Here is a 21,358-nt window from a genome sequence, read left to right as displayed (position 1 = left end):
CAGCGACCATCTCGCCCCATCATGTCGATCGACGGTCACCACTGTGAAGAGTGGGAAGGCTCCCACGAACACTGATCACAGCCATTCCCTGTCCGCGCCACCGGCCCCGGGCGAACTCGCCGGTCCGCTGCCCCGCCGCCGATCGCGCCTGTCGAGATGGCGACGAACTGGCGATCAGCGACAATCCGACGCCCTAGAGTGCGACTCTCAGGCTGGCACGACACCTGCTATTCCGGGAGCGACGGTGGCCAACAACCTGATCGTCATGACATGGAACGTCGAGAACCTGTTCCCACCCGAGGACACCGACACGTCGGCGGCCGACACCTACACCGCGAAACTCACCTACCTCGCCGGTCTGATCGCCGGCACCGGCGCCGACGTCGTCGCCCTCCAAGAGATCGGCAGCCTCCGGGCCGCACAGGACCTGCGGGCTGCCCTCGGTGAGCCCTGGCAGGCCGTCGTGTCCTCCCACCCGGACAGCCGCGGCATCCGCGTCGCCGTCCTCGCCCGGCATCCCCTCACCGAAGAAGCGCAGATCCTCGCGCTGCCGCCCTCCGGGTTGCCTGCGGTCCCCGACGTCGACGGCGACACCCTCACCCACATGGGACGCGGAGCGCTTCAGGTACACGTCGACTGCGGCGGCGCCGGCCTGCGGCTGCTGACCGCGCACCTGAAGAGCAAACTGCTCACCTACCCGGGCGGGCGACGCTACCCCCTCAACGAAGACGAACGCGCTCGCGGCGCCGGCTACGCCCTCCTGCGGCGCACCGCCGAAGCCGTCGCCCTTCGCGTACACCTCAACGAGACCCTCGCCGCGGCCGCCATAGACGGCCAACCAGGCATGCCGACCGTCCTCTGCGGCGACCTCAACGACGGCCCGGACGCCATCACCACCGTCCTGCTCGAAGGCCCAGCCGACGGAGACGTCAACCGCCCCGACAAAGGCGACGCCGTCCGGCTGTACAACCTCGGACGACGCCTCCCCCCAACCGGCGCATACTCCCGCATCTACCAAGGCAACGGCGAACTCATCGACCACATCCTGGCAACCCGCGACCTCCAACTCCAGCTGACCACCGTCGACTCCCTCGTCGATGACATCACCTCCATCGGCGCCTCCACCCGCAGCCGGGAGAAGGCCGTCGTACCAGACCATGCCCCCGTCGTCGCCCGATTCCACGGGTAAAACGCGGGCGGCCGGGAAACGCAGCGACCGACGCTACGCGCCACGATGTCGTCGAGCTCGGCGGCGGTGGCGACGCGATAAATGGCTACGTTAGTTGGGCGAGGGCTGTCCAGAAGACACGACTGACGCCGCGGCCTCTCGCCTGTCAGGGCAGGTGACCGACCGTTAGCTGATTGTCGAGCTCTGGCAGAATACGGACTGGCCACACGCGGTTGAGGAAGTGTGGGGGAACGGGTGGGGAGCCGCTCGGCAATCACCTGGCTTAAGCTGCGTCGCTATGCTGGCCGTCACACCTGGGAGCTGACCGTAGTTGACGGTCGTCGCCCACCCCATCGGGCACGCAACGGGCACGTGGGCCGGTTGCAGGTCGTTCCGCTCGGCTGACCAGCCCGGCAAACCGCCGCAGGCTGGTCGAACCGATGCGGCTACCAATACGTCAGGCGGAACACATCTCGGGCAACCAGGCCGCCCGGCGGCCGCAACGGGTCGTAGCCGTCACCGAGATACCCCTCTCTCTGATGGGAGCGCAGAACGAGACGATGGCCGGCCAACACCAGGATGAAGCCAACGGCAGCCATCATCGCCGCCCCCTGTGGGGACATCAGCCGCACACCCGCCGCCCGGAACAGCCACGGAAAAACAGCCAAGAGGATCGCCAAACGGTAGACCCAGATCCCCGCACGGTACGTGAAAAGCCGCCGGCACGCCTCGAACTCGCTGCTGCTGATCGACACCGCGTCAGGTTAGGCCCTGAACGGCTCTCATCGCTGGCCCCGCCGTCGCCGCTGTCCTTGCGCCTTCGGCTGCCGGTCAACCACTCCTCTCCCCGAAGCCCATCTCCGCCGTCAGTCCGCACATCGTGGAACGGGCCTGGTCCCCCGACGTCAACTCGGCGGTGACAAGTTCGGCCTTCCTGCCCCGCGCCACGCCGGCTAGGCCGCGAGGGGCCGATCCCAGACCCCCGCAGCGGGCCCGAACAAACTGTCGATCGCGGGTCAGGCTCGGGAATCGTGACGGCGGCCAGCCGAGCGGAGGGGCCTGTCTCGCTAAGGGTGTTTCCGGCGATCTTGGTTAGTAGGTTTCAGCGGCTGGGAAGCGGTCGCTGAAGGTGATGGCGAAGGCGTTCAACGCGGGTTTCCAGCGCATCGTCCATCGGGTTCTGCCTGCTCCGGTGGGGTCCAGGGACCGGGTCACCAGGTACAGACACTTCAACGCGGCCTGCTCGTTGGGGAAGTGGCCGCGGGCCTTGACTGCCCGTCGGTAGCGGGCGTTCAACGACTCGATCGCGTTGGTCGAGCAGATCACCCGCCGGATCTCGACGTCGTAGTCGAGGAACGGGATGAACTCCGCCCAGGCGTTGTCCCACAGGCGGATCACCGCCGGATACCGGTCGCCCCACTTGTCGGCCAGGTCGTCGAACGCGGCCCGGGCCGTGGTGGCGTTGACGGCGGTGTAGATCGGTTTGATGTCGTGCTTGAGCGCGTCCCAGTACTTGCGGGAGGTGAGGCGGAACGTGTTGCGGATCAGGTGGATGATGCAGGTCTGCACGATCGTGGCCGGCCACACGTTCGTGACCACTTCCGGAGGCCTTTCAGACCGTCGCAGACGAGGAAGAACACGTCTTTGACGCCCCGGTTGCGCAGGTCGGTCAGCACGCTCATCCAGAACTTCGCGCCCTCACCGCCAGCGCCGGCCCACAAGCCCAGGATGTCCTTCTCCCCGTCGAGGGTGACGCCGATCGCGGCGTAGAACGGCCGGTTGGCGACCTGCCCGTCACGGACCTTGACCACGATCGCGTCGATGAACACCGCCGCGTAGATCTCGTCCAGCGGGCGGTGGGACCAGTCGGTCATCTCCTCGATGACCTTGTCGGTGATCCGCGAGATCGTCTCCTTCGACACCGAAGCCCCGTAGATCTCGGCGAAGTGCGCGCTGATCTCCCCGGTCGTGAGGCCTTTGGCATACAGCGACAACACGACCTCGTCGACCCCGGACAGGCGCCGCTGCCGCTTGCGCACGATCTGCGGCTCAAAGGTGCCTGCCCTGTCCCGCGGCACGTCGATCTGCACCGGCCCGTTGGCCTCGGTCAACACGGTCTTCGACCGGGTGCCGTTGCGGATGTTGCCCGAACCAACACCGGCCTGGTCGTGCTTCTCGTAGCCGAGGTGCTCGGTCATCTCCTCGTTCAGCGCGGTCTCCAGGACCGTCTTGGTCAACTGCTTCAACAGCCCGTCCGGACCGGTCAGGGACAGCCCTTGCTCCTTGGCTGCCCGGACCAGCTCGGCGGCGGCCTTCGCCTCCGCCGACGGCTCGGGCCGCTTCCTGCGTCCGGTCTGGTCGTTCAGTGTCGCGGTCATCACGGCACCCTCCTCACCAGGCACAACGCCCGGCAGGTCAGGCCGGAAACACCCTTAGATCCACACTCCCGAGCGGAGCACTGCGGTGGCGGTCTGGTCGCGCTGGCCGGGGCGACGGAACATCGGTTGGATGCTCACGTCCTCGGCCGGGCGCACGATCGCGTGGTCAGCGTCGTAACCGGCCTGGGCGAGGAGGTGTTGCCCGGCTGGGAGGGTGAGGGTCCAGGACGGCAGTTCGATGAGGTCGAGCCGGCAGCGCAGGTGCTCCGTCAGCGCCCGGCCCTTGCCGGTCCGCTGGTGCGTGGGGCGCACGGCCAGGAAGGCGAGATGGTAGTGCGCCGTGGTCGGTTGCCGGCTGTCCATGATGTCGTCCAGGAGACGGAAGCGCTCGGCGTGTGGGCCGGCGGCTGTGGCGAGGCGCGTGGCGTAGTCGGCCGGTGGTGGAACGGGCCCGTATTGGTGGAAGCAGACGGTGGCGGCGGTGAGGTCGCTGGTGACGTGGACGTCGCCGTAGAGCATGGCGTGTTCGACCCAGATGGCGACGACGTCGGCCAAGACTCGGCCTCGTTGTTCCTGGTCGGGTATCAGCCAGGCGGCGATGGAAGTGGGTTGGAGGGCCTCGGCGATCACCGTGGCGACGATGTCCTGTTCGCGCCACCGCGCGGCCCGGATGTGGTGCGGCACCTCGTGCCCTGCCTTTCTCTTGCTGCCTTTGTCGTCGTGCTGGTTGGGGTGGCCGGCGGTCGTGGACGGGAGAGCCGCTGTCGCCGGCCACGAGGGCCCCGCCCCGCTGAGCCTTCCCTCTGGCACGTCGGCTGGCCGGGTTGTCACCGCAGGCGGGTCACGGCTGCGGCGGTGGTAGGTGAGGTGGGCGTTTCGGTGTTGCGGGTGCGGGTGTGGGCGAGCAGGAGGGTGTAGGAGTGCAGGCCGGGTCGGCGTCCGCGGTTGATCCATTCGGTCGCGGCGAGCAGGTCGCCGGTGTCCGGGTGGATGAGCAGCGTCGAGGTGGATCCGTCGGCGACGATCTGGAAGGACATGCCGGTCCGGCCGGCGAGGTCGGTTGTCGTGCCTTTGTAGGTGAGGTGGGGGGCCGCTGCCAGGGCGCGCAGGGTCGTCGCTCGTTGCCGTGGGTTGAGGTGCTGGCTGGTGGCCAGTTCGACGATGCCGCTGGTCAGGATCCTGGGGTAGGCGGGCTCGTCGGCCAGCGCGGGCGGCGCGAGCAGTCGGATCAGCTCGCGGGGATTGGCGGGGATGTCCCCGGGGAGGTGGGGGTGCAGGTCACCGATGCCGTGGTGCAGTGTGTGCGGTACGGCCCGGCTGAACTCCTGGCGCTCCTGCGGTGTGGGCTGGTGGTTGAGGCCGTGCAGGTCCGGTGCCCGGCGGATGATTTCTCGGCCGGAGCCGTCCGCGTCGTGCCGCCAGCGCCGTACGTCGGTGCGGACGATCGTGGTGCTCGCGCGTGTCCAGCTCTGCAGGTGCAGGTAGGTGTAGGGCAGTCCGCCGGTGGTGTCGGCGGGGGCGGTGCTGATGGTATCGGCGAGCAGGTTCAGGCGCTGCTGGGCGGTGAGCCCTGCGGCGGTGGCGGCTGCAGCTGGTGTGCTGGCGGGGCGCGGTGCGGCGGACCCGGTGCCGGCCGGTCGTGGATCGGCATGGCAGGCGGTGAGCAGAACGAGGACGAGGCTGCCGCCGAGGAGCGCGGCACGTTGCCGGCGGGCCTTGAGGGTCAGGTGGGTCATGCTTGTCGTGCCTTATCTGCGGCGCGGGCGTGGATGACCCGGCGTTCGTAGGAGCCCAGGAGTACGCGGGGGTCGGTCATGAGGTCGGCGAACCGGTCCGCGTTGGTGATGTTCAGGCGGGGACGCAGGTGAGTGATGACGTCGGCGAGGAGCCGGCAGCCGGGGTCGGCGCCAGTCCAGGTCTCGGTGGTGGTATGGATGCAGTGCTGCACCATGCCATGGCTGAACAGCAGGGTTTCGGGGTCGGCGGTCCAGGTCGCGCCATGCGGGCCGGTGAGGGCGCGGTGGGCCTGCTGCAGGACGGTGTGGATGAGGGTGGCGGACTCGTCGTCGGGCGCCCGGTAGATCCGGGGGGCGGTGGTGGTGATGTCGGCGAGGACGAGCCGGCCGCCCGGGCGCAGCCGGGTGGTCATCTGCGCGATCAGGTCCGCGGGGTCGCGCAGGGTGCCGTGGGGCCAGCGGGCGAGGATGTGGTCGTAGCCGGCGGCGTGGCCGGGCACCGGGTCACGGTTCAGGTCCAGCTGGTGGACGTTGATGACGGCGGTGTCGGTGAGGTGGCCGGTGTCGGCGTCGACGGCGGTGACGGACCCGTAGCGGCCGACGAGCCGGGCCAGGAGGGTGGTGCTCTCCTCGCTGGCGCCGACGTCCAGCACCCGCTGGTTGGTGCGGATGTCGAGTCGGTCCAGGACCGTGTGAATGCTCGGGTTCAGCAGTAGGTGTATCGGCCCGGCGTGGGCCGGCAGCGTGGTTGTCATGGCGGTGCTCCGGATGTCGGCGTGGCGGGTGATGCCGGTGGCGTCGGGTGCTGGTGCTGCCTTACTGGGAGCCGGTGATGCTGGTGGCGGCTGGGCTGATCCGTTCGACGAGCTGTGCGGCTGCCGCGATCACCTCGCACTGGTGGGGCAGGAAGGGCTCGGCGGTGTACCCGGCGACGACGGCGGCGAGGGGGTCGGTGACGTGGGTGGTGGTGCCGGTGAGTTCTTCGAGGAATGCCAGGGCGCAGTAGGGGGTGTAGAAGGGGCTGTAGCCGCCTTCGTGGGCGGCGATGAGCCGGCCGTGGCAGAGCTGGTCGGCGGCGCTGACGAGCAGGCGGGTCATCTCTCGGTAGGAGGCGGCGGTGAGCATCTGCCGGGCGAGGGGGTCGAAGACGTTGGCGTCGAAGCCGTTGGCGAGCAGGATCAGGTCGGGGGCGAAGCGGTCCAGTGCCGGGAGGACGACCTGGTGGATGGCGTTGAGGTAGGCGGCGTGGCCGCTGCCTGGTGGTAGGGGCACGTTGAGGGCGTAGCCGGTGCCGTCGCCGGTGCCGTTTTCGTGGGTCCATCCGGAGTCGGGTGGGAAGCAGCCGGCTTGGTGCAGGCTGATGGTGAGCACGCTCGGGTCGTCGTTGAAGATGGCCTGGGTGCCGTTGCCGTGGTGGGCGTCCCAGTCCACGACCGCGACGCGTGCGAGCCCGAGTTCGGCTTGGGCGTGGCGGGCGGCGACGGCGATGTTGTTGAACAGGCAGAAACCCATTCCCTGGTTGGCGGTGGCGTGATGGCCGGGTGGGCGGACCAGGGCGTAGCCGTTGGTGATGTCGCCGTGGGCGGCGGCGGTGACGAGTTCGATCAGCCCGCCGGCGGCGAGGCGGGCGATGTCGTAGCTGCCGTGCCCGACCGGTGAGAAGCCGTCTCCGGCGTCGCCTCCCCCGCCGCGTAGGTCGCTTTGGGTCTTGATGTGCTGGACGTAGGCGGGGGTGTGCACGCGTGTCAGTTCGGCGACGGTGGCCCGCCGGGGCTCGATGACCATCAGCTCGCCCAGCAGTCCGCAGGCGTGGATCAGCTCGTGGACGCGTCGCTTCGCGTCGGGGTTCTCGACGTGCACGGCGGGTTGGACGCCGGCGGTCGGGTCGGCGGGTAGCAGGCCGGCGCTGGTGCCGGTGTCGTGCCACAGGTACTCGGGATGGAAGACGTATCCGGTGGTCATGATGGTTGCCTTTCGTCGGTGGGGTGGCTGGTGCTGGTGTGGTCAGCGCGCGTGGGAGCTGGCGGGAGATGCTGTTGCCGGTCTCGGTCGCGGGATCGGCCGGATTCGCGGGCGGGTGTCGGCGATGTCGGCGACGAAGGCGTCGACCTGGCCGGGGGTGATGCCGGGCATGCAGATGAGGTGGCTGGTGTCGCCGTCGGTGGCCAGGAGCCACTTTCGGCGTACGTGCTCGGGTGGGGTGGGCAGGACGACGGTGAAGGCGTGCGGGTGCCGCCAGGCGGGCCAGCCGACGGCGTTGAGCCGCTCGACGGTGTAGGCGGCCAGCCGGCGGGCTTCGCTGGCCCGCCACCGGTGCCCCTCCCGTCCGTGAACGGCGATGGCATGCCACAACAGCGCGGCCGACAGGCCGCAGCGGGAGCCGGTGATGGTGGTGTCCGCCGTGGCGGTGTAGGCCACCCGGGAACCGGCGGCGCGTAGGTGATCGCGGATGAGCACGATGCCGCACGGCGTCGGTGTGCCGAAGAACTTGTGGCCACTGATCGCGACGCTGCCGATGCCGCTGGCGTCATCGAGGGACAGCCGTCCGTCGAGGGCCAGGGGGATGCCGGACAGGGCCGCGTCGACGTGCAGATGCCCGCCTGCGTGATGCTCGTCGAGGACCGCGCGGATGCGGCTGGTGTCGTCGACCGCCTCGGTCATGGTGGTGCCGGCGGTCGCGACGACGATCGCCGGGAAGCGGCGCCGCCGGTGGAGCTGCTCGGCGAGGTGCGCGTAGTCCATCTCCCCATCGGGACGCGCGTGGACCAGGATGCCGTGCGCGCCGAGCAGGCGCACCACCTTGGCCACGGAGTAGTGGGCGGCGGCTGAGTAGTAGATCCGTGCCGTCGGTTTCCACCGGTGCGCGGCGTGCAGGGCGGACAGGGTGCCTTCCGTGCCGCCCGTGGTGACGTAGCCCCACCGGTCGTCTGCGGGCATGGCGAGCAGGTCGGCTGTCCACGTGATGACCGCGCGTTCCAGCGCCCGGGTGTGCGCGATTCCGCCCTCGTCGGCGGGGTCGCCGATGTTGTTCCACAGCCTGCCGCCGAGGCGGGTCATGACCTCCGTGTGGTCGAGGTCCACAGCGCCGGGGAACCCGATGCTCGTCGCCGCCGTGGCGTCGGCTGCGCGAACGAGGTGGTCAAGCACGGCCGTGATGTCGATCGGCGCGCGGCTCAGGTCCGCGGCGGCGGCCAGTCTCAGGGTGTGGGTCACGCCGGCCGTCCGCCGTGCAGGTGGGAGGTGAGGGTGTGGTGGAGCATGCCGAGTCGTCGCCACAGCTCGCGGGTGGCGTCGTCGCCCTGCTCGGTGAGGTTGGCGTGCGGGTTGTGCCAGTAGGCGGGCCGGTCCGGGTCGAGGGTCTTGGTGCAGCGGATCCCGTCGACGCCGATGCGGGCCTGGGGGTCACGGTCCAGGTGCAGGGCGGTGCCGTCGGTCAGCAGCACGTAGCACTGGCCCTTGAGGTCGAAGGCCGACAGGTACCGACCGCCGGATCCGTCCCGGAGGGTGCGGGCGACCTGCTGCCAGCGGCCCTGGTCGGAGTCGAGGGTGCTGACCCCGACGCCGACGTAGGTGGCGCCCGGCGGCGGACTCATGTCTCCGCCGTTGACCATCGAGGCGTCCGGCCCGAGCGGATGCCACCGCCGCCCGGCGGAGGCGGCGCGGACGATGTTGGTCCGGACCACCTCGGCTAGATCGGCCAGGAGCCGGGGCAGGTCCTCGGATTCCGGGGAGGCCAGCCACAGCCGGTAGGCGGTGTGCAGCAGGTAGCCGTGCGGCTCGGCCGGTGCCTCGGAGACGAAGAACAGCATCAGAGCGTGCGGGCCGAGCGCCTCACGGGTGTCGTGGCGCTGGTCCGCCTCGACCATGTGGCCGGTGTTGAGCCGCCTGCACCGGTAGGCGACCTGCACGCGCAGATCCGCCCACCGCCGCGCTTGTCCCGGCACCTCGTTCCCGTCGGGCGCAGGCTGGTCCGTGGGCATGTCCGGCGGGGGTACTGCCGCAGGCGGGGTTGGAGGGGCCGGGGGCGGCGGCGGCCGGTGGTGCTCCCCCGGCGCGTGGTAGCCGGGCGGCGTGCCGACAGCCGGGGCGCGCGGGCCCGGTGGCGCCGCCGGAGGGTGTTCCGGCCGCCAGCCGGGATGCAGGGGATCGACGCCGTAGCGCCCGCCAGGCCCGGTCATCGCCGTGTGAGTCCTCATCACTTGCGCCCCTTTGTCAGATGGAGACGGTGATGGCGTCGAGTACGGCATGGGTGGCCGGTGTGCCACGGCCGATACCGGCGTAGACCTCCGGACGGGACCGGCGCACCTGCCCGGCCCACAACCCGCCCACGACGGCCGTGGCGACGAGGATCGCGGGCAGCAGCAGCGGCGCCCGTGACCCCGGCGGGGCGCCGAGCAGGGAGTCCACGTTGCCGACCATCAAGGCCAGCACCACCACCCCGCCCGCCACACCGATCACGGGTGCGAGTCGCCATTCCCACACGCCGGCCTTCGGGCCTCGCAGGCCGGCCGGTGCTCGCACCGCCGCCACCGAGGCGGCCAGGAGCAGGCACAACAAGCCCATCGCGCCCAAGGCCGACAGCCAGGTGAACATCACCGCGACCGGGTCCGCGCCGGATGACGCGAACCCGCCCACCACCACGACGGCGATGCCGGTCTGCGTCAGGGAACCGCCGCGCGGCGCGCTGACGCGAGTCGCGCTGCCGGTCCTTGCGAGCCCGGCAGGCAGCACGCCTTCCCGGGCCATCGCGAACACATACCGGGCGATGACCGAATGGAAGGCCAGCATCGACGTGACGATCGCGCAGATCAGTACCGTCTGCGCGAGCGGTACCCACCAGCCGCCCAGGCGCTCCAGCACCGACAACGGCAGGCCCGCCGCAGGGTCGGCAGCCACGTCGGCGACGGATCGGGGACCGGCGGCGATGCCCATCGCCCACGCCGCTGCCGCATACACCCCGCCGAGGACGAGCACCGCGGCGATGGTGGCCCGGCCGACCGACCGGCGGTCGATGGCCTCTTCGACGAACGAGCCCGGCGCGTCGGTGCCCATGAACGCGGCCACGCAGAAGGCGACCGCACCGCCGATACCGCTGACCGCCAGGCTCGAGGCGTCGAAGCCCTCCCAGGACAACCCGCCGTCCGCCGGCTGCCCGAGACCGGCCAGCGTGAACGCGGCGACGATCAGCAGGGATACCGCCAGCACGGCGGCCAGCACGCGAGTCGACAGCACGATCGCCCGCACACCTACCACCCCGACCACGGCCACGGCGATGCCCGCCCACACCCACCACGCGCCGCCGAGCTGCCCGGCCAGCGTCGCACCGAACAACCCGAACAGGCTCGTCTGAATCGCGTTGTACGCGACCAGGGCGACCAGACCGGCGGCCACACCCCAGCTACGACCCAGACCGTGCGCCAGGATGCCGTAGTACGCCGCCGCGTGCCCCACCTGCCGGGCCATCGCCGTGTAACCGACCGCGAGCACCGCCACGACACCGGCCACCAGCACGAACACCAGCGGCAACGCCTCCACCCCCGTGGTCGCGTACGTGGCGACGATGCCTCCTGCCAGCACCACCATCGGCGCCGACGCCGCCGCCCCGAACACCCACAACCCGAACGGAGTCAACGTCCGCCGAGCCAGGGCCACCTGCACATGCATCGACCTCACCGCTGCCCCCGATCCGGAGAGTCCGGACAGCGCGAGTGCGCCGGCACGTTGGGACAGCCGGTGCGGCGGCAGCCGTCCACCGGATGACCGTCCACGTCGGCCGCGCTCGCGGCCACGACGTACACCGCCAACGGCCGTACCGGGCCGCCCCGCCAGTAGTCCTGGTCCCGACCGAGCCGCCGCTGCGCGACGCGAGCGTCCGACGCGAACCCGAACAAGTCGTGACTGCCGTCCGGCCACTCCCGCCTGATCGCGTACCCCCAGACGAACTCGCGCGACGTCACAGCTCCCGCGTCCGTGACGGCGGCGGCACCGCCAGGCGCAGCACCGAGCCACGCCAACAGCCACCGGCCGGCATTCGGCCGTCGTAGCCGCGACGGGCAACGGGTCGCAGCAGCCAGCATGAGAAATGCCTCCTTGCATCGAGGGGAAAGGTGCATGCAAACGCCCCGCTGGCCGGCGGCCAGCAGCCGTGCATCGAGGTGCCGAAACGGCTGTCAGGTCGTGTCGACCCGACCGAGAAGCGGCGGCGCCGCCGACGGCCCTGCGCCGGCAGAAGGCGCCGCAGCCCGGTGCAGCCGCACACGACGGGGCAGGCCGTCACGCCGCTCACCGCCGCGCCGCGGCCGGTACATCCGCCACAGCACCGGGCCACCGGACCCCAACAGCATCGGTGACCGCGGCAGGTAGCCGAACTGGCCAAACAAGCTCTCACAAGGTTCGCTGCCGCACACCTGCGTGTACGCCGGCAGCCCTTCGGCATCCACGACCCCGTGACAGCTCGCCAGCAACGCCCTCGCCGCCGCGCCCCCCGCAGGACGGGCCGCGAACTGTGCCAGATAGTGATGCGGCGTACGCGGCACCACCGCGTGCAGCACCGCGAATCGCGCCGCGAATGGGCCGAGCAACCGGCGCAGCTCACACCCCCACCCCGCACCGGTCGGCGGTGGCTCCAGCCGCGAAAACCACACCGCGACCGCGGCACGATCCTTGGTCGTGTCGACCCGGCCGTGCTGCACCGCATACATCAGTACGAACTCGGCATACCGACGCAGAGCCCGATCGCGCACGGCCGCGTCAGGCACCAGCCACGTACCCAACGATCCGGCCGACAGATTGTGGGCCAGAAGCGCGGCCAGCACGGGAACGTCGTCGCCGGTCGCGCAGACCACCGCCTCATCCGGAACCTGCAAGCCGAGTACCCGGCGAGCAGAATCGTCACGTTCGACCGGCCGGTTGGGAACCGACTGCGGACCTCGCATCTCCAGCGGAACGTCCATGCTGTCGACCACCCTCGCCGGCACGTTGTGTCGCGCCGCTTTCACCGTCATGACGGCCCCTCAGCTCGCAGCCTCCCGCCACCGGACACCGCGACGACGTGTGCCACAACCGGGGTCTGCCGGGCCACGCCATTCAGCAGCACCGAAAGCCGGGGACTACCGGGGGTAGCAGTGCTGATGCTCATCAGCGTTCTCCTATCAGGGTGAGGAGCTGCGGAAGAGGAGGGATGAACGCCGCGGCCCGCAGACCCCGCATGGCACCGACGACCTACGCCCGAGTCGCCACGGATCGATCGGGGCGAGAGACTCCGGGCTGGCGCACGGCGTCGGCAATACGCCCGGCACCACGTGCGCCTGCGGACGCCGTCGCCGCAGACCGGACGAGCTGCGCACCCTCAGTGGCCGGCCCGGCGGTCGATGCGGCGCCCGCGGGCAGGGCACCTGAGGCAACTCCGCCGTCTCGTACGGTCGGCAGAACAATCAGTGCTGCCTTGAGCCGAACGGGAAGGTCCGCCAACGGACGCGTCCTCGCGGCGATGCCTCGTCTCGCAGCGCTTTTCAACTCCGTCACCTCTGCCCTGGTTCTACTGGTGATCCAACGTGCTGCTGACCTTCGTTGATGAGCTGGCCGCCGTCAGAGGCCGGTTCGCAGGCCGCGCAGCGAAGAGAACCACCGCACCGGCCACACCACCGTCGGGACGCCCGATAGGTGACCATTCCGGCCAGCCAGCCGATAGCCAGACTGGCCAGGACCGCAATCGCCGATAGCAACACAGCGGCACCGCCTGCCTGAGTAATCGTCAATACCGATCCGCAATGGAATGTTTGAGCTGAACCGTTATTCATTCGTGGAGATCATGCCCAGCAGAGGTCGGCGCAGGGAATACCTACTTCCGGTCCGACTTGGCATACCGACCTGCGGTCCGACCAGCATCTGACCTGCACAAACAGTGGCGTACTGCCCGCTGACTCAGAGTCCTCCAAGCGATGATGGGGTTACAGTGAGCGCACCCCGGCCAACTGAACCGCTCGGACGTGAAACCCGCCGACTGCAGGAGGAGCATGATGTGACGGGCGAGTCGATCGCCGTGCGCTGGGATTTCGAGACAACAGATCAGCGCGCTGAAGAGCGGGCATCTCGGCCCTGATACTGATCTCGTCAGCGGAATCTGTGCTTACCTCACGGTGGGCGTGAATCGGCGGACCGCGATTATGGACGCCGCCGCCGACGGTTGGCGCGTGGGTGGTGGGTGGCCGATGCAGGACGGATGGGAACCCGTCAGGCCATCTACGCGGATCTGGAAAGCGGCACCAAGACGATACCGAGTTCGCCATCTCACTGATCCCCGGCCTACTTCAGACCCCCGCCTACGCCGCTGCGCGGCTCCGCAGCGAACCGGTCCGCCACGCCCACGGGTTCGATCCCGCTCCCGCGGTTGCCGCCCGCGCTCGCAGCCAGAGCCTGGTGCTCGTTGCCGACGGGCCGCGTTACGAAGCCGTCATCGGAGAGAGTGCGATTCGGCGACGCGCCGCTGACCCCGTCGTCGTCGCGGAGCAACTTCGACACGTCATCGCCCTATGCACGAATCACCCGTTATCCGTGGCCGTCCAGGTGCTGCCGTCCGACGCGTCGATCACAGGTGACAGCACGCCCGGCCGGCGTACTCGATCTACCGCTATCGCGACCCGCAGAGGTCACGGCCTGTCGCGGTCGGCACCCTGACCCGCGACATGATTCACACCGATCCAGATGAGCTGGACCCCTATGGGGGCCTGCACTGCCGACTCAAGGCCGCGCCCTGCCTCCCAAATCAGTATCCGTGTCCTCCGCGCCGTTGCGGGGGACCTGGCACCCACCGAAGGAGCCTCGATATGACCATTCGGCCCAGTACCCAGCTCACCCAACGCAAGTCCAGTCACAGCGACGAGGGCAACTGCGCCGAAGTCGCCAGCACCCACGAACCGATCCTGGTACGCGATTCGAAGAACAGCACCGGACCGGTACTGCGATTCGCCCCCAGGCAATGGTGCACCTTCACGCAGGCGTCCGCGATCGCGGAACCCCCTCCGGCCGCAAGGGAGCAGTAGCAGAACCCGAGCATCTCGTCACAGTGCTTCCCGCACCCAGGCGATCGAGACCGGTCTTCGGGTCTCGGCGACGCCACTCAAGGTCGCCTTGACTCTGCGTGACCCTGACGCCACGATGGCAGCAAGGGCCGCGCGATGTCCACAGGGCCGCGACTGAGGATGTACCGGCGAGTCCGCAGATTCACGTGAGTCCAGTCAAGTCGACGGGGAAGGGTGTGTCGGTGCCTCGTCATCCGGACACGCTGATCACGCCGAACGCGCAGCTTGCCGCGAGGCGCGCGGGCTTGCCGTCACCACGGCGACCCGGACAGCGCATGTCCCGGACTGAGCTGGCCGACGCCGTCAACACCGCCCTGGCCCAGCTCTACCCAGACCGCAACCTCACCGCCCAATGTGTCGACCACCGTTGGATCGGCAAGCTGGAACGCGGAGAGCACCGATGGCCCAGCGAAGAGCGACGTGCCGCGCTACGACTCGTGCTTGGCGCCGCAAGTGACGCCGATCTCGGCCTCTACAGCCCACGGCGTACTCACGCAGTGGTCTCCGCCGATCATGACGGCCAAGTCCTGGACGCCGCTTCACTACCGGACGGAACTGGCGAAACGCTAGCGCAGCCGCAAGGCGTAACGTCGGGTGATGTGAGGCGACGGGCAGTAGTGACGTTAGGCGTGATAGCTGCTATGGCAGGCGCCGAGAAGCGTCTTCCAGATTTCAGCAACGGCCGGGCGCGCAAGATCGGTGTCGGGGACGTGGTGCCGTTGGAGCGCAGCGTGAGGCATCTGTACAGCCTCGACTATCAGATCGGCGGCGGCAGCCTATGGCAGGCCGCCGCCATCAAAGTCCGTGACGGCTACTCGATGCTGGAACAGGGCTCCTACTCCTCCCCCACGGAGAGCCGGCTCCTCAAGGTCACCGCCCGTCTGGAGATGTGCACCGGATGGCTCGCCCTCGACGCGGGCGAGCATGTCGTCGCCCGTACACGCTTCACAGAAGCGCTGATCCTGGCGCGACAAGCGCAGGATCGAGAGGTCGAAACGGCAGCCCTTACCTACCTGGCAGGTCAGGCCAACTCACTCAACCGACCGCGAGAGGCCCTCCGCTTCGCCTCATCCGCCGCGCAGGTACCTACAATCAATCAGCATCCGCGCTTAGCCGCCATCCCCTGGCTGCGTCTCGCCGTCGCGTCATCGCTGACCGGCGATGCGCGCGGCTCCGAGGCCGCCCTCACGAACGCACGGAGGATCGTCGACCGTGACAGCGAGAAGCCAGCCGCAGAGTGGTGCTCCTTCCTGAGCCACACCGAGATCGATGGGCTCCACGGCACGTGCCAGCTAACGCTCGGCAGGCCGGTCCGCGCGGAGAAGTTGCTCGACGCAGCTGTCAGCGGCTACAGCGACGGTTACGCACGAAACCGAGCGTTGTACCGCGTCCGGCTCGCCCATGCACGCCTCCTGCAGGGTGAACCGGAAGGTGCGGCCGGCGCAGCGCATGCCGCACTGAACGACATGGTTGGCGAAGTGGCAAGCTCACGAGTCTCGACAGAAATGGCGAAGTTGTCGCAACTTTTCGCAGCCCACCAGGGCGTTGCCGAAGTCGACTCGTTCCTCGATCGATACCGAAAGATGTGACCATGGAGTTGGACGAGAAGATTCTTGCTGTGCAAATCCGAAAGCTGGAACAAGAGTCTTTCCATGAATATCGGGATGAGCTGATCGAGGTTTACGAAGAGGTATATGACGGGCAGCTTAATGATCCCTTCTTCTCCTCTGAGACATACTGGAGTCGGCTAACGGCCTACGCCACAAGGAATGGGTTTCGGGCTGTTGCCGGCAAGGTCGACGAAACGCTGGTCGGATATGCCTTGGGTTATACATTGCCCGCGGAATCGCGGTGGTGGCAAGGGTTGCGATCCGCCGTGGATGCGAAGGCACTCGTTGAAACCGGCACCAGAACGTTTGCCCTCAACGAAATCATGGTGCGAAAGAGATGGCGACGTCGCGGGATCGCCCGACAGTTGCATGATGCCCTCATTGAGGAGGCAAGCGAGGAGCGAGCAACGCTACTCGTACTGCCTGACAATGTCGCCGCCAAGGCCGCATACCGCAGTTGGGGTTGGCAAATGATCGGCGAACTTCAACCCTTCGATGACGCTCCTGTATACGACTCGATGATTCTCGACTTGACCGAGTCGCAGCAGGACGGAGATGCGGGCGGTGGTCAGGGCATGCGTCGAGCGGGGCAGCGTGGGTGAGGTCAGGCCAGGCGTCTGGCGGCGGCGACCGATCAGCCGAGTGAGCCCACGGCTAAAGCGCGTGGTGACACGTCCTGCAACGCTTCGTCCGCTGTAACCTCCCATCAGGCTGGCGCCACCGCACATAGTGACAATTATGACTACAGAAGGTGTACCGATAAGAGTATCTATGGTGTCGGCACGGCTGCCCGGCGATACGGCCAGGATGGCGGCGGCGCGGATCCCGAGTCTCGGTCTGAGCGGCCGAGCCTAGCCAAGCCGGACCGCGCGGATGATCACTCCTGGGGTGGAAACGCCGGCGATGTCGTGGGTGATCGGCTCGACCATGGCGCTGACGATGCCGGTCTCAGGTTCGCCATGGACCGGCACGATGCGCCGGGTGACCCAGACCTGCCGGCCGCTTGGTAGGGGCAGCGGTCCTCCGACGACCGTGTGGGAGTCGGTGAGCCCAGCGCCGGGCTCGGTCATCCATACCTCAGCGATGCTCATCCGGTCCCACCGGTCCTCGACGAGAATCGGCGCGGCGGCTGGATCAGGTGTCTCGGGCAGCATTGCGCCGCGGGTGACCGCGATGAAGAACGACAGCCGCCGGCCGTCCGTGAAGGATGGCGGGGTGAACTTCCATGGCGCCCGGTCGTGGTCTGTAGGCAGGACCGGTTTTTCGGCGTCCCGCATGTGCTCGGAGGTGACGGCGTACCGCCACGCGACATCGCCATGCAGGGAGATCTTCCAAGTGCCCCCTAGGCCGCGGTCGGCGATGTAGGTATCCTCCCTATTCTTGCTGGTCCACACCCGCCAAGAGCCGCAGCCAAGCCCAGTAGACGGTCCACTGTCGATGGCGAACCGGAAAGCAATCTTGTTCGTCTTTGACACGATCGGACTATATGTCGCGCACCGCTGGCAGACCACCGAGTTCCGCAGCGGCTTGAGCCACGGACCGATCTAGGCGGGACATGCCGATGAGCCAGATGTAGCCAACGTGACAGCAGGGGAGGCCGAGTGAAGGTCAGTCGAATCATGTGCCGGAACTTCCGCGGTGTGCGGGAGGGCACCGTGCTCTTTGACGGAAACTCGCTCCTGGTAGGCGGCAACAGCGTTGGCAAGTCCACGATCTGTGATGCGCTGGACCTGGTGCTCGGGCCCGAGCGACTGGCGCGGCGTCCCATCATCGAGGAGCACGACTTTCATTGCGGGCGTTATTTGCTCGAGGACGGCAGCACCCCCGAGATCCGCATTGAGGTCATTTTGACGGATCTGTCGGAGGAGGCGACCCGCCGTTTCCGTAGCCATCTGAGGGTATGGTCACCTACCTCGAGGCAACTCCTCGACCTGGTCGTACCTGGTGCGCTGTCGCCTGCGAGCGACATCCCGGCGGGCATCGACCACGGCGCTCAGAGCGATGCCCAACGCCCTGACGTGGGAGAATGGTGCCTGCCCGTCGTTTTCCTAGGCCGCTTCGACCCTGAGGAGGACGACTTCGTCGGCGCCACCTACTTTGCCTACCCAGAGACGGTGCCAGACGACTTCTCGGACTTCGCCGATGACCTCGGTAAGGGTCTCAGGCCCTTCAAGCGAGATGACAAGAGGCTGTGCGGCTTCCTCTACCTCAGGGCCAACCGGACCGGTAGCCGAGCCCTCAGCTTCCAACGGGGATCGTTGCTCGACACCATCGTCCGTCTCGAAGCCCAAGGCGCGGAGGCCTCCCTCTGGGAGCGTGCGCTCCGCGACGTGGCAGAGGTCGTGGTCACCGACAGCACCTCCGGCTTCTCCAAGATCCGAACTGAAGTCCGAGAGCTGATCGGCCAGTTCGTCACCCTCACTGATCACGGCTCGGCCGTCGATGTCCACGTATCGGATCTCACCCGCGAGCATCTGCGGGACGTGTTGAAGCTGTTCGTCTCACCCCAGCCGGGGACATATGCGGTGCCGTTCAACCGACTGAGCACCGGGTCGCTGAACCTTCTTGTCTTCGCGCTCCTGACCTACATCGCTAAACTCAAGGGCGACCAGTCGGTGATCTTCGCGATGGAGGAGCCGGAGATTGCCCTGCCCCCTCACGCGCAACGACGGCTGGTGCGCTTCGCGCTTGAGCAGATGGATCAAGTGATCGTCACCTCCCATTCGCCGTACGTGATCGAGATGTTCGAACCGGATCATGTGGTGGCTGTTTCCCGCGACGACGCCGGCGACCTCAGCGGCAGCCCAATCGCGCTGCCGCCCGACTACAAGATCAAGAAGTACAAGGGCAAGCAGCGCGAGTTCGCCGAGGCGGTCCTTGCCCGAGCGGTGTGCGTCGTCGAAGGCGCGACCGAAGCGGTCGCGTTCCGCGTCGCCGCCGACGTCCTTGAGCAGGACAAGAGTGCCGGCTACCAGCATCCCGACCTGGTCGGCCTCACCTTCTTCGACGCCGGCAACGACGTCTCCGTGCCGCTGTACGCGCCGGTCTTCAGCGCGATGGGCAAACCTGTCTTCGGCATACACGACACACCGACGAAGCCCTTGTCGCCCGACCAGCAGGCGAAGACGAGTCAGTTCACGCTCTACCAGCAGATTTCGTATGCCGGCGTTGAAGCGCTGTTGGTGGCTGAGATCCCGGTCCAGGTGCAGCGCAGATTCTGTCTCAACGTCGCCACGAGGTCCGACTATCCCTCCGAGTGCGGAACGTTGGCCTCGGACGCCAACGACGACGACGTCAGGCAACTCACGCTGAGTCTGCTCAAGAAGCGCAAAGGTGCGCTCGACGGGTACGCGTCGCTGCTGATAGGCGAATGTGGGACACGCGCAGAGCTTCCGCACTCGTTCGTCGACTTCTTGGTGAAGATCAACCAGGCGCTTGAGGGAAGCTCCGGCGAGGACACCACCGAGGAGTCTGACGGTCAAGCGCATGGATCTTGACAATGACCGTCTTGCCATTCTTGCCGTGGAAGGACACCTGTTGATCAGTGGCGGCCCCGGGTGTGGCAAGACCACGATCGCGTTGCTCAAGGCGAAGGCTGGCGTAGCCGAACTGAAGGTTGAGCAGAAAGTTCTTTTCCTCAGCTTCTCTCGTGCCGCTGTCCGGCAGATCACCGACCGGATGTCAGGCCTGCTCAACCGAAGTGTCCGTCAACGACTCGAAGTCCGCACCTTCCACGCCTTCTTCATGGACGTCGTCAAAAGCCACGGCAGACTTCGCACCGGTTTGCCATCCGCGTTTATCACGCCCGATCGCGAACATCAACTACGAGCAGACTTCGATGGCGACTGGACAGTCGAAACGCTACGCATGGCCCAAGAGGAAGGGCGATACGTCTTCGACCTCCTGGCCTGGACCGCTGCCACCCTGTTCGAGGAATACCCAAAGCTTGCCGCGCTGTACAGCGACACCTACCCGACCGTCATCGTCGACGAGTTCCAGGACACCAACGAAGACCAATGGCGGGCCATCAAGGCGCTCAGCCATGCTTCGACGATCATCTGCCTCGCCGACCCGGACCAGCGGATCTTTGATTACGTGCCAGGCGTCGATGAGTTGCGTATCCAACACGCCATGGACTTCTTGAACCCTAGATCGTTCGACCTGTCCAAGGACAACCATCGGAGCCCAGGAAACGGCTTACTCGCATATGCGAACGCCGTATTGAATAATGATCCTACAGTACCCGTACCAAACGACGTCACCATCGGCACATACACATGGCCGAGTTCCGTCGAAACCCGCATCCACCAGTATTTAATAGCACTTCGAGACTATCTCCAAAAGAAGCTCGACACAGAGCCGACGATCGCAGTGCTGGCGCCCACCAACGCCCTCGTCGGCCGGTTGTCCGAAGCCGTCTCAACCGACGCTGAGATCAACGGCACCGTCTATCCCGCCGTTGAACACGAACTGCATCTCGATCAAGACCTAGCGTCCACTGCCGCATACGCAGTCGCGTCGATCATGGAATGGCCAGGCCTGCGACACGAAGACGCGTTACTCGCAACGTTGGAGGCGGTATGTGACTACTTTCGAGTGAAAGCCACCAAAACCTCCGGCGCAAAATCCACCGTTAGGACTCTTGAACGCGCCCTGACTGCTCTGAAGTCAAACACGACGATCCGGGCGAAGACCGCCACGGTGCTACTCAAGGCTCAGGCGGAAGGAATCCAACTCAGCGGCAACCCCGTGCAGGACTGGCAGCTTGCCAGGGCACGCCTCACGGGTTCGGCAGAGCTCAGCGAATTGTTCGCGAAGGCACGCCTTGTGCGACTCTTGAAAGCCACCGACGCCATCGGCCGGGCGCTGATCGACACCTGGGACGGAAACGCCTATATCGATGCTGCCGCTGTCGTGCGACGGGTCTTGGCGAACAGGATGATCGACGAGAACCGCTTCGAGGAAGCAGCCCACGTCAGCTTTATGAACATGCACAAGTCAAAGGGCAAGGAGTTCGATGGTGTGATCATCGCTGAGACGAAGTTCGGTCGAGACCAACTTATCGATCCATCCTCCTCCGATAGCGACATACGTGCGCGCAGGCGCCTTCTACGTGTAGCCATCACTCGGGCGCGACATCACGTCGTGATCGTCCGCCACGCCACACAGCCGCCGCTGACATCGTGATCTGCCCTTTCTTCTGGAGAGGAGCTACACTTTTCCCGGATGACTAGTCGCCGACGATCGTCTCTTGGGCGACGTACGTGCCGGAGCGCACAGGAGTCACTAGGTGTAGCTGCTCGCGACCTGGTATGTCGCTTCGCTGCCAGAAGTAAGCGGAGCTTGGTCGATGGCGTCCTCAAGACCTCCGCGGCCAAGCCCTGGT

Annotated in this window: 17 protein-coding genes and 1 pseudogene; 7 read left to right on the top strand and 11 right to left on the bottom strand. The window is 67.3% G+C overall.

Translation table 11 applies throughout. From position 1 onward, the window contains the following. Positions 1–244: 244 nt before the first annotated feature. Positions 245–1,189, top strand: coding sequence for an endonuclease/exonuclease/phosphatase family protein (locus GA0070562_RS20685; RefSeq protein WP_091424849.1), 945 nt, complete (start codon positions 245–247; stop codon positions 1,187–1,189). 425 nt (positions 1,190–1,614) lie between these two features. On the opposite strand, the gene GA0070562_RS20680 is transcribed toward GA0070562_RS20685, so the two are convergent. From GA0070562_RS20680 to GA0070562_RS20630, 10 genes and pseudogenes are all read right to left on the bottom strand, one after another. Then, positions 1,615–1,923 carry a hypothetical protein gene (locus GA0070562_RS20680; protein WP_091424847.1) on the bottom strand — a complete coding sequence of 103 codons (309 nt, stop codon included), beginning with the start codon at positions 1,921–1,923 and terminating at the stop codon, positions 1,615–1,617. Positions 1,924–2,260: 337 nt separating this feature from the next. Beyond that, positions 2,261–3,546: pseudogene (locus tag GA0070562_RS20675) on the bottom strand (IS256 family transposase). A gap of 54 nt (positions 3,547–3,600) precedes the next feature. Further along, the gene (locus GA0070562_RS20670; RefSeq protein WP_091424845.1) at positions 3,601–4,230 is read right to left on the bottom strand and encodes a GNAT family N-acetyltransferase; all 630 of its coding nucleotides are present in this window, start codon (positions 4,228–4,230) and stop codon (positions 3,601–3,603) included. A gap of 143 nt (positions 4,231–4,373) precedes the next feature. Beyond that, on the bottom strand, positions 4,374–5,282 hold the full coding sequence (locus tag GA0070562_RS20665) for a hypothetical protein (protein ID WP_091424842.1): 909 nt from the start codon (positions 5,280–5,282) through the stop codon (positions 4,374–4,376). Next, the gene (locus tag GA0070562_RS20660) at positions 5,279–6,037 is read right to left on the bottom strand and encodes a class I SAM-dependent methyltransferase (RefSeq protein WP_091424839.1); all 759 of its coding nucleotides are present in this window, start codon (positions 6,035–6,037) and stop codon (positions 5,279–5,281) included. Before GA0070562_RS20660 ends, GA0070562_RS20665 begins: the two co-directional genes overlap by 4 nt. Before the next feature lie 61 nt (positions 6,038–6,098). Further along, positions 6,099–7,244: a class II histone deacetylase gene (locus GA0070562_RS20655; RefSeq protein ID WP_091424836.1), complete on the bottom strand. Its 1,146-nt coding sequence runs from the start codon at positions 7,242–7,244 to the stop codon at positions 6,099–6,101. Positions 7,245–7,286: 42 nt separating this feature from the next. Further along, positions 7,287–8,495, bottom strand: coding sequence for a histidine decarboxylase (locus GA0070562_RS20650; protein WP_091424831.1), 1,209 nt, complete (start codon positions 8,493–8,495; stop codon positions 7,287–7,289). Beyond that, positions 8,492–9,262, bottom strand: coding sequence for a hypothetical protein (locus GA0070562_RS20645; protein WP_244206016.1), 771 nt, complete (start codon positions 9,260–9,262; stop codon positions 8,492–8,494). The genes GA0070562_RS20650 and GA0070562_RS20645 overlap by 4 nt, the downstream gene beginning before the upstream one ends. Before the next feature lie 232 nt (positions 9,263–9,494). Further along, positions 9,495–10,946: an APC family permease gene (locus GA0070562_RS20640; protein WP_175438813.1), complete on the bottom strand. Its 1,452-nt coding sequence runs from the start codon at positions 10,944–10,946 to the stop codon at positions 9,495–9,497. A gap of 506 nt (positions 10,947–11,452) precedes the next feature. Next, on the bottom strand, positions 11,453–12,286 hold the full coding sequence (locus tag GA0070562_RS20630) for an N-acetyltransferase (RefSeq protein WP_254663838.1): 834 nt from the start codon (positions 12,284–12,286) through the stop codon (positions 11,453–11,455). 1,192 nt (positions 12,287–13,478) lie between these two features. Between GA0070562_RS20630 and GA0070562_RS30735 the strand changes: the two genes are divergently transcribed. From GA0070562_RS30735 to GA0070562_RS20605, 4 genes are all read left to right on the top strand, one after another. Then, positions 13,479–13,958, top strand: a complete 480-nt coding sequence (locus GA0070562_RS30735) for a Scr1 family TA system antitoxin-like transcriptional regulator (protein ID WP_338060918.1) — start codon at positions 13,479–13,481, stop codon at positions 13,956–13,958. A gap of 8 nt (positions 13,959–13,966) precedes the next feature. Further along, positions 13,967–14,323 (top strand): DUF397 domain-containing protein, encoded by a 357-nt coding sequence (locus GA0070562_RS31055; protein ID WP_420811445.1) that lies wholly within the window; start codon positions 13,967–13,969, stop codon positions 14,321–14,323. Positions 14,324–14,544: 221 nt separating this feature from the next. Then, entirely contained in the window at positions 14,545–15,951 is a 1,407-nt protein-coding gene (locus GA0070562_RS20610) for an NsdA family TPR-like regulatory protein (protein WP_139135476.1), read from the top strand. A 2-nt stretch (positions 15,952–15,953) separates the two neighbouring features. Continuing rightward, the gene (locus GA0070562_RS20605; RefSeq protein ID WP_254663837.1) at positions 15,954–16,574 is read left to right on the top strand and encodes a GNAT family N-acetyltransferase; all 621 of its coding nucleotides are present in this window, start codon (positions 15,954–15,956) and stop codon (positions 16,572–16,574) included. A 249-nt stretch (positions 16,575–16,823) separates the two neighbouring features. Here the strand turns inward: GA0070562_RS20605 and GA0070562_RS20600 are convergent, their stop codons facing one another. After that, positions 16,824–17,447, bottom strand: a complete 624-nt coding sequence (locus GA0070562_RS20600; protein WP_139135475.1) for a hypothetical protein — start codon at positions 17,445–17,447, stop codon at positions 16,824–16,826. Positions 17,448–17,573: 126 nt separating this feature from the next. Here GA0070562_RS20600 and GA0070562_RS20595 point away from each other — a divergent pair, with 126 nt between their 5' ends. Both GA0070562_RS20595 and GA0070562_RS20590 read left to right on the top strand, forming a co-directional pair. Beyond that, the gene (locus GA0070562_RS20595; protein ID WP_091424803.1) at positions 17,574–19,469 is read left to right on the top strand and encodes an ATP-dependent nuclease; all 1,896 of its coding nucleotides are present in this window, start codon (positions 17,574–17,576) and stop codon (positions 19,467–19,469) included. Further along, positions 19,459–21,159, top strand: a complete 1,701-nt coding sequence (locus GA0070562_RS20590) for a UvrD-helicase domain-containing protein (RefSeq protein WP_091424800.1) — start codon at positions 19,459–19,461, stop codon at positions 21,157–21,159. The genes GA0070562_RS20595 and GA0070562_RS20590 overlap by 11 nt, the downstream gene beginning before the upstream one ends. The last annotated feature ends 199 nt before the right edge of the window (positions 21,160–21,358 follow it).

The sequence above is a fragment of the Micromonospora tulbaghiae genome, from assembly GCF_900091605.1.
GTDB lineage: Bacteria > Actinomycetota > Actinomycetes > Mycobacteriales > Micromonosporaceae > Micromonospora > Micromonospora tulbaghiae.
The sequence above is the reverse complement of the archived record's forward strand: the minus strand, read 5'-3'. Positions and strand labels throughout refer to the sequence as shown.

What these genes read in the sequence shown, in the direction of transcription:
- GA0070562_RS20665 (WP_091424842.1), bottom strand. Translation starts at nt 5,282, where the DNA reads ATGACCCACCTGACCCTCAAGGCCCGCCGGCAACGTGCCGCGCTCCTC.
- GA0070562_RS20660 (WP_091424839.1), bottom strand. Translation starts at nt 6,037, where the DNA reads ATGACAACCACGCTGCCGGCCCACGCCGGGCCGATACACCTACTGCTG.
- GA0070562_RS20655 (WP_091424836.1), bottom strand. Translation starts at nt 7,244, where the DNA reads ATGACCACCGGATACGTCTTCCATCCCGAGTACCTGTGGCACGACACC.
- GA0070562_RS20645 (WP_244206016.1), bottom strand. Translation starts at nt 9,262, where the DNA reads ATGCCCACGGACCAGCCTGCGCCCGACGGGAACGAGGTGCCGGGACAA.
- GA0070562_RS20640 (WP_175438813.1), bottom strand. Translation starts at nt 10,946, where the DNA reads ATGCATGTGCAGGTGGCCCTGGCTCGGCGGACGTTGACTCCGTTCGGG.
- GA0070562_RS20630 (WP_254663838.1), bottom strand. Translation starts at nt 12,286, where the DNA reads ATGACGGTGAAAGCGGCGCGACACAACGTGCCGGCGAGGGTGGTCGAC.
- GA0070562_RS31055 (WP_420811445.1), top strand. Translation starts at nt 13,967, where the DNA reads ATGATTCACACCGATCCAGATGAGCTGGACCCCTATGGGGGCCTGCAC.
- GA0070562_RS20605 (WP_254663837.1), top strand. Translation starts at nt 15,954, where the DNA reads ATGGAGTTGGACGAGAAGATTCTTGCTGTGCAAATCCGAAAGCTGGAA.
- GA0070562_RS20590 (WP_091424800.1), top strand. Translation starts at nt 19,459, where the DNA reads ATGGATCTTGACAATGACCGTCTTGCCATTCTTGCCGTGGAAGGACAC.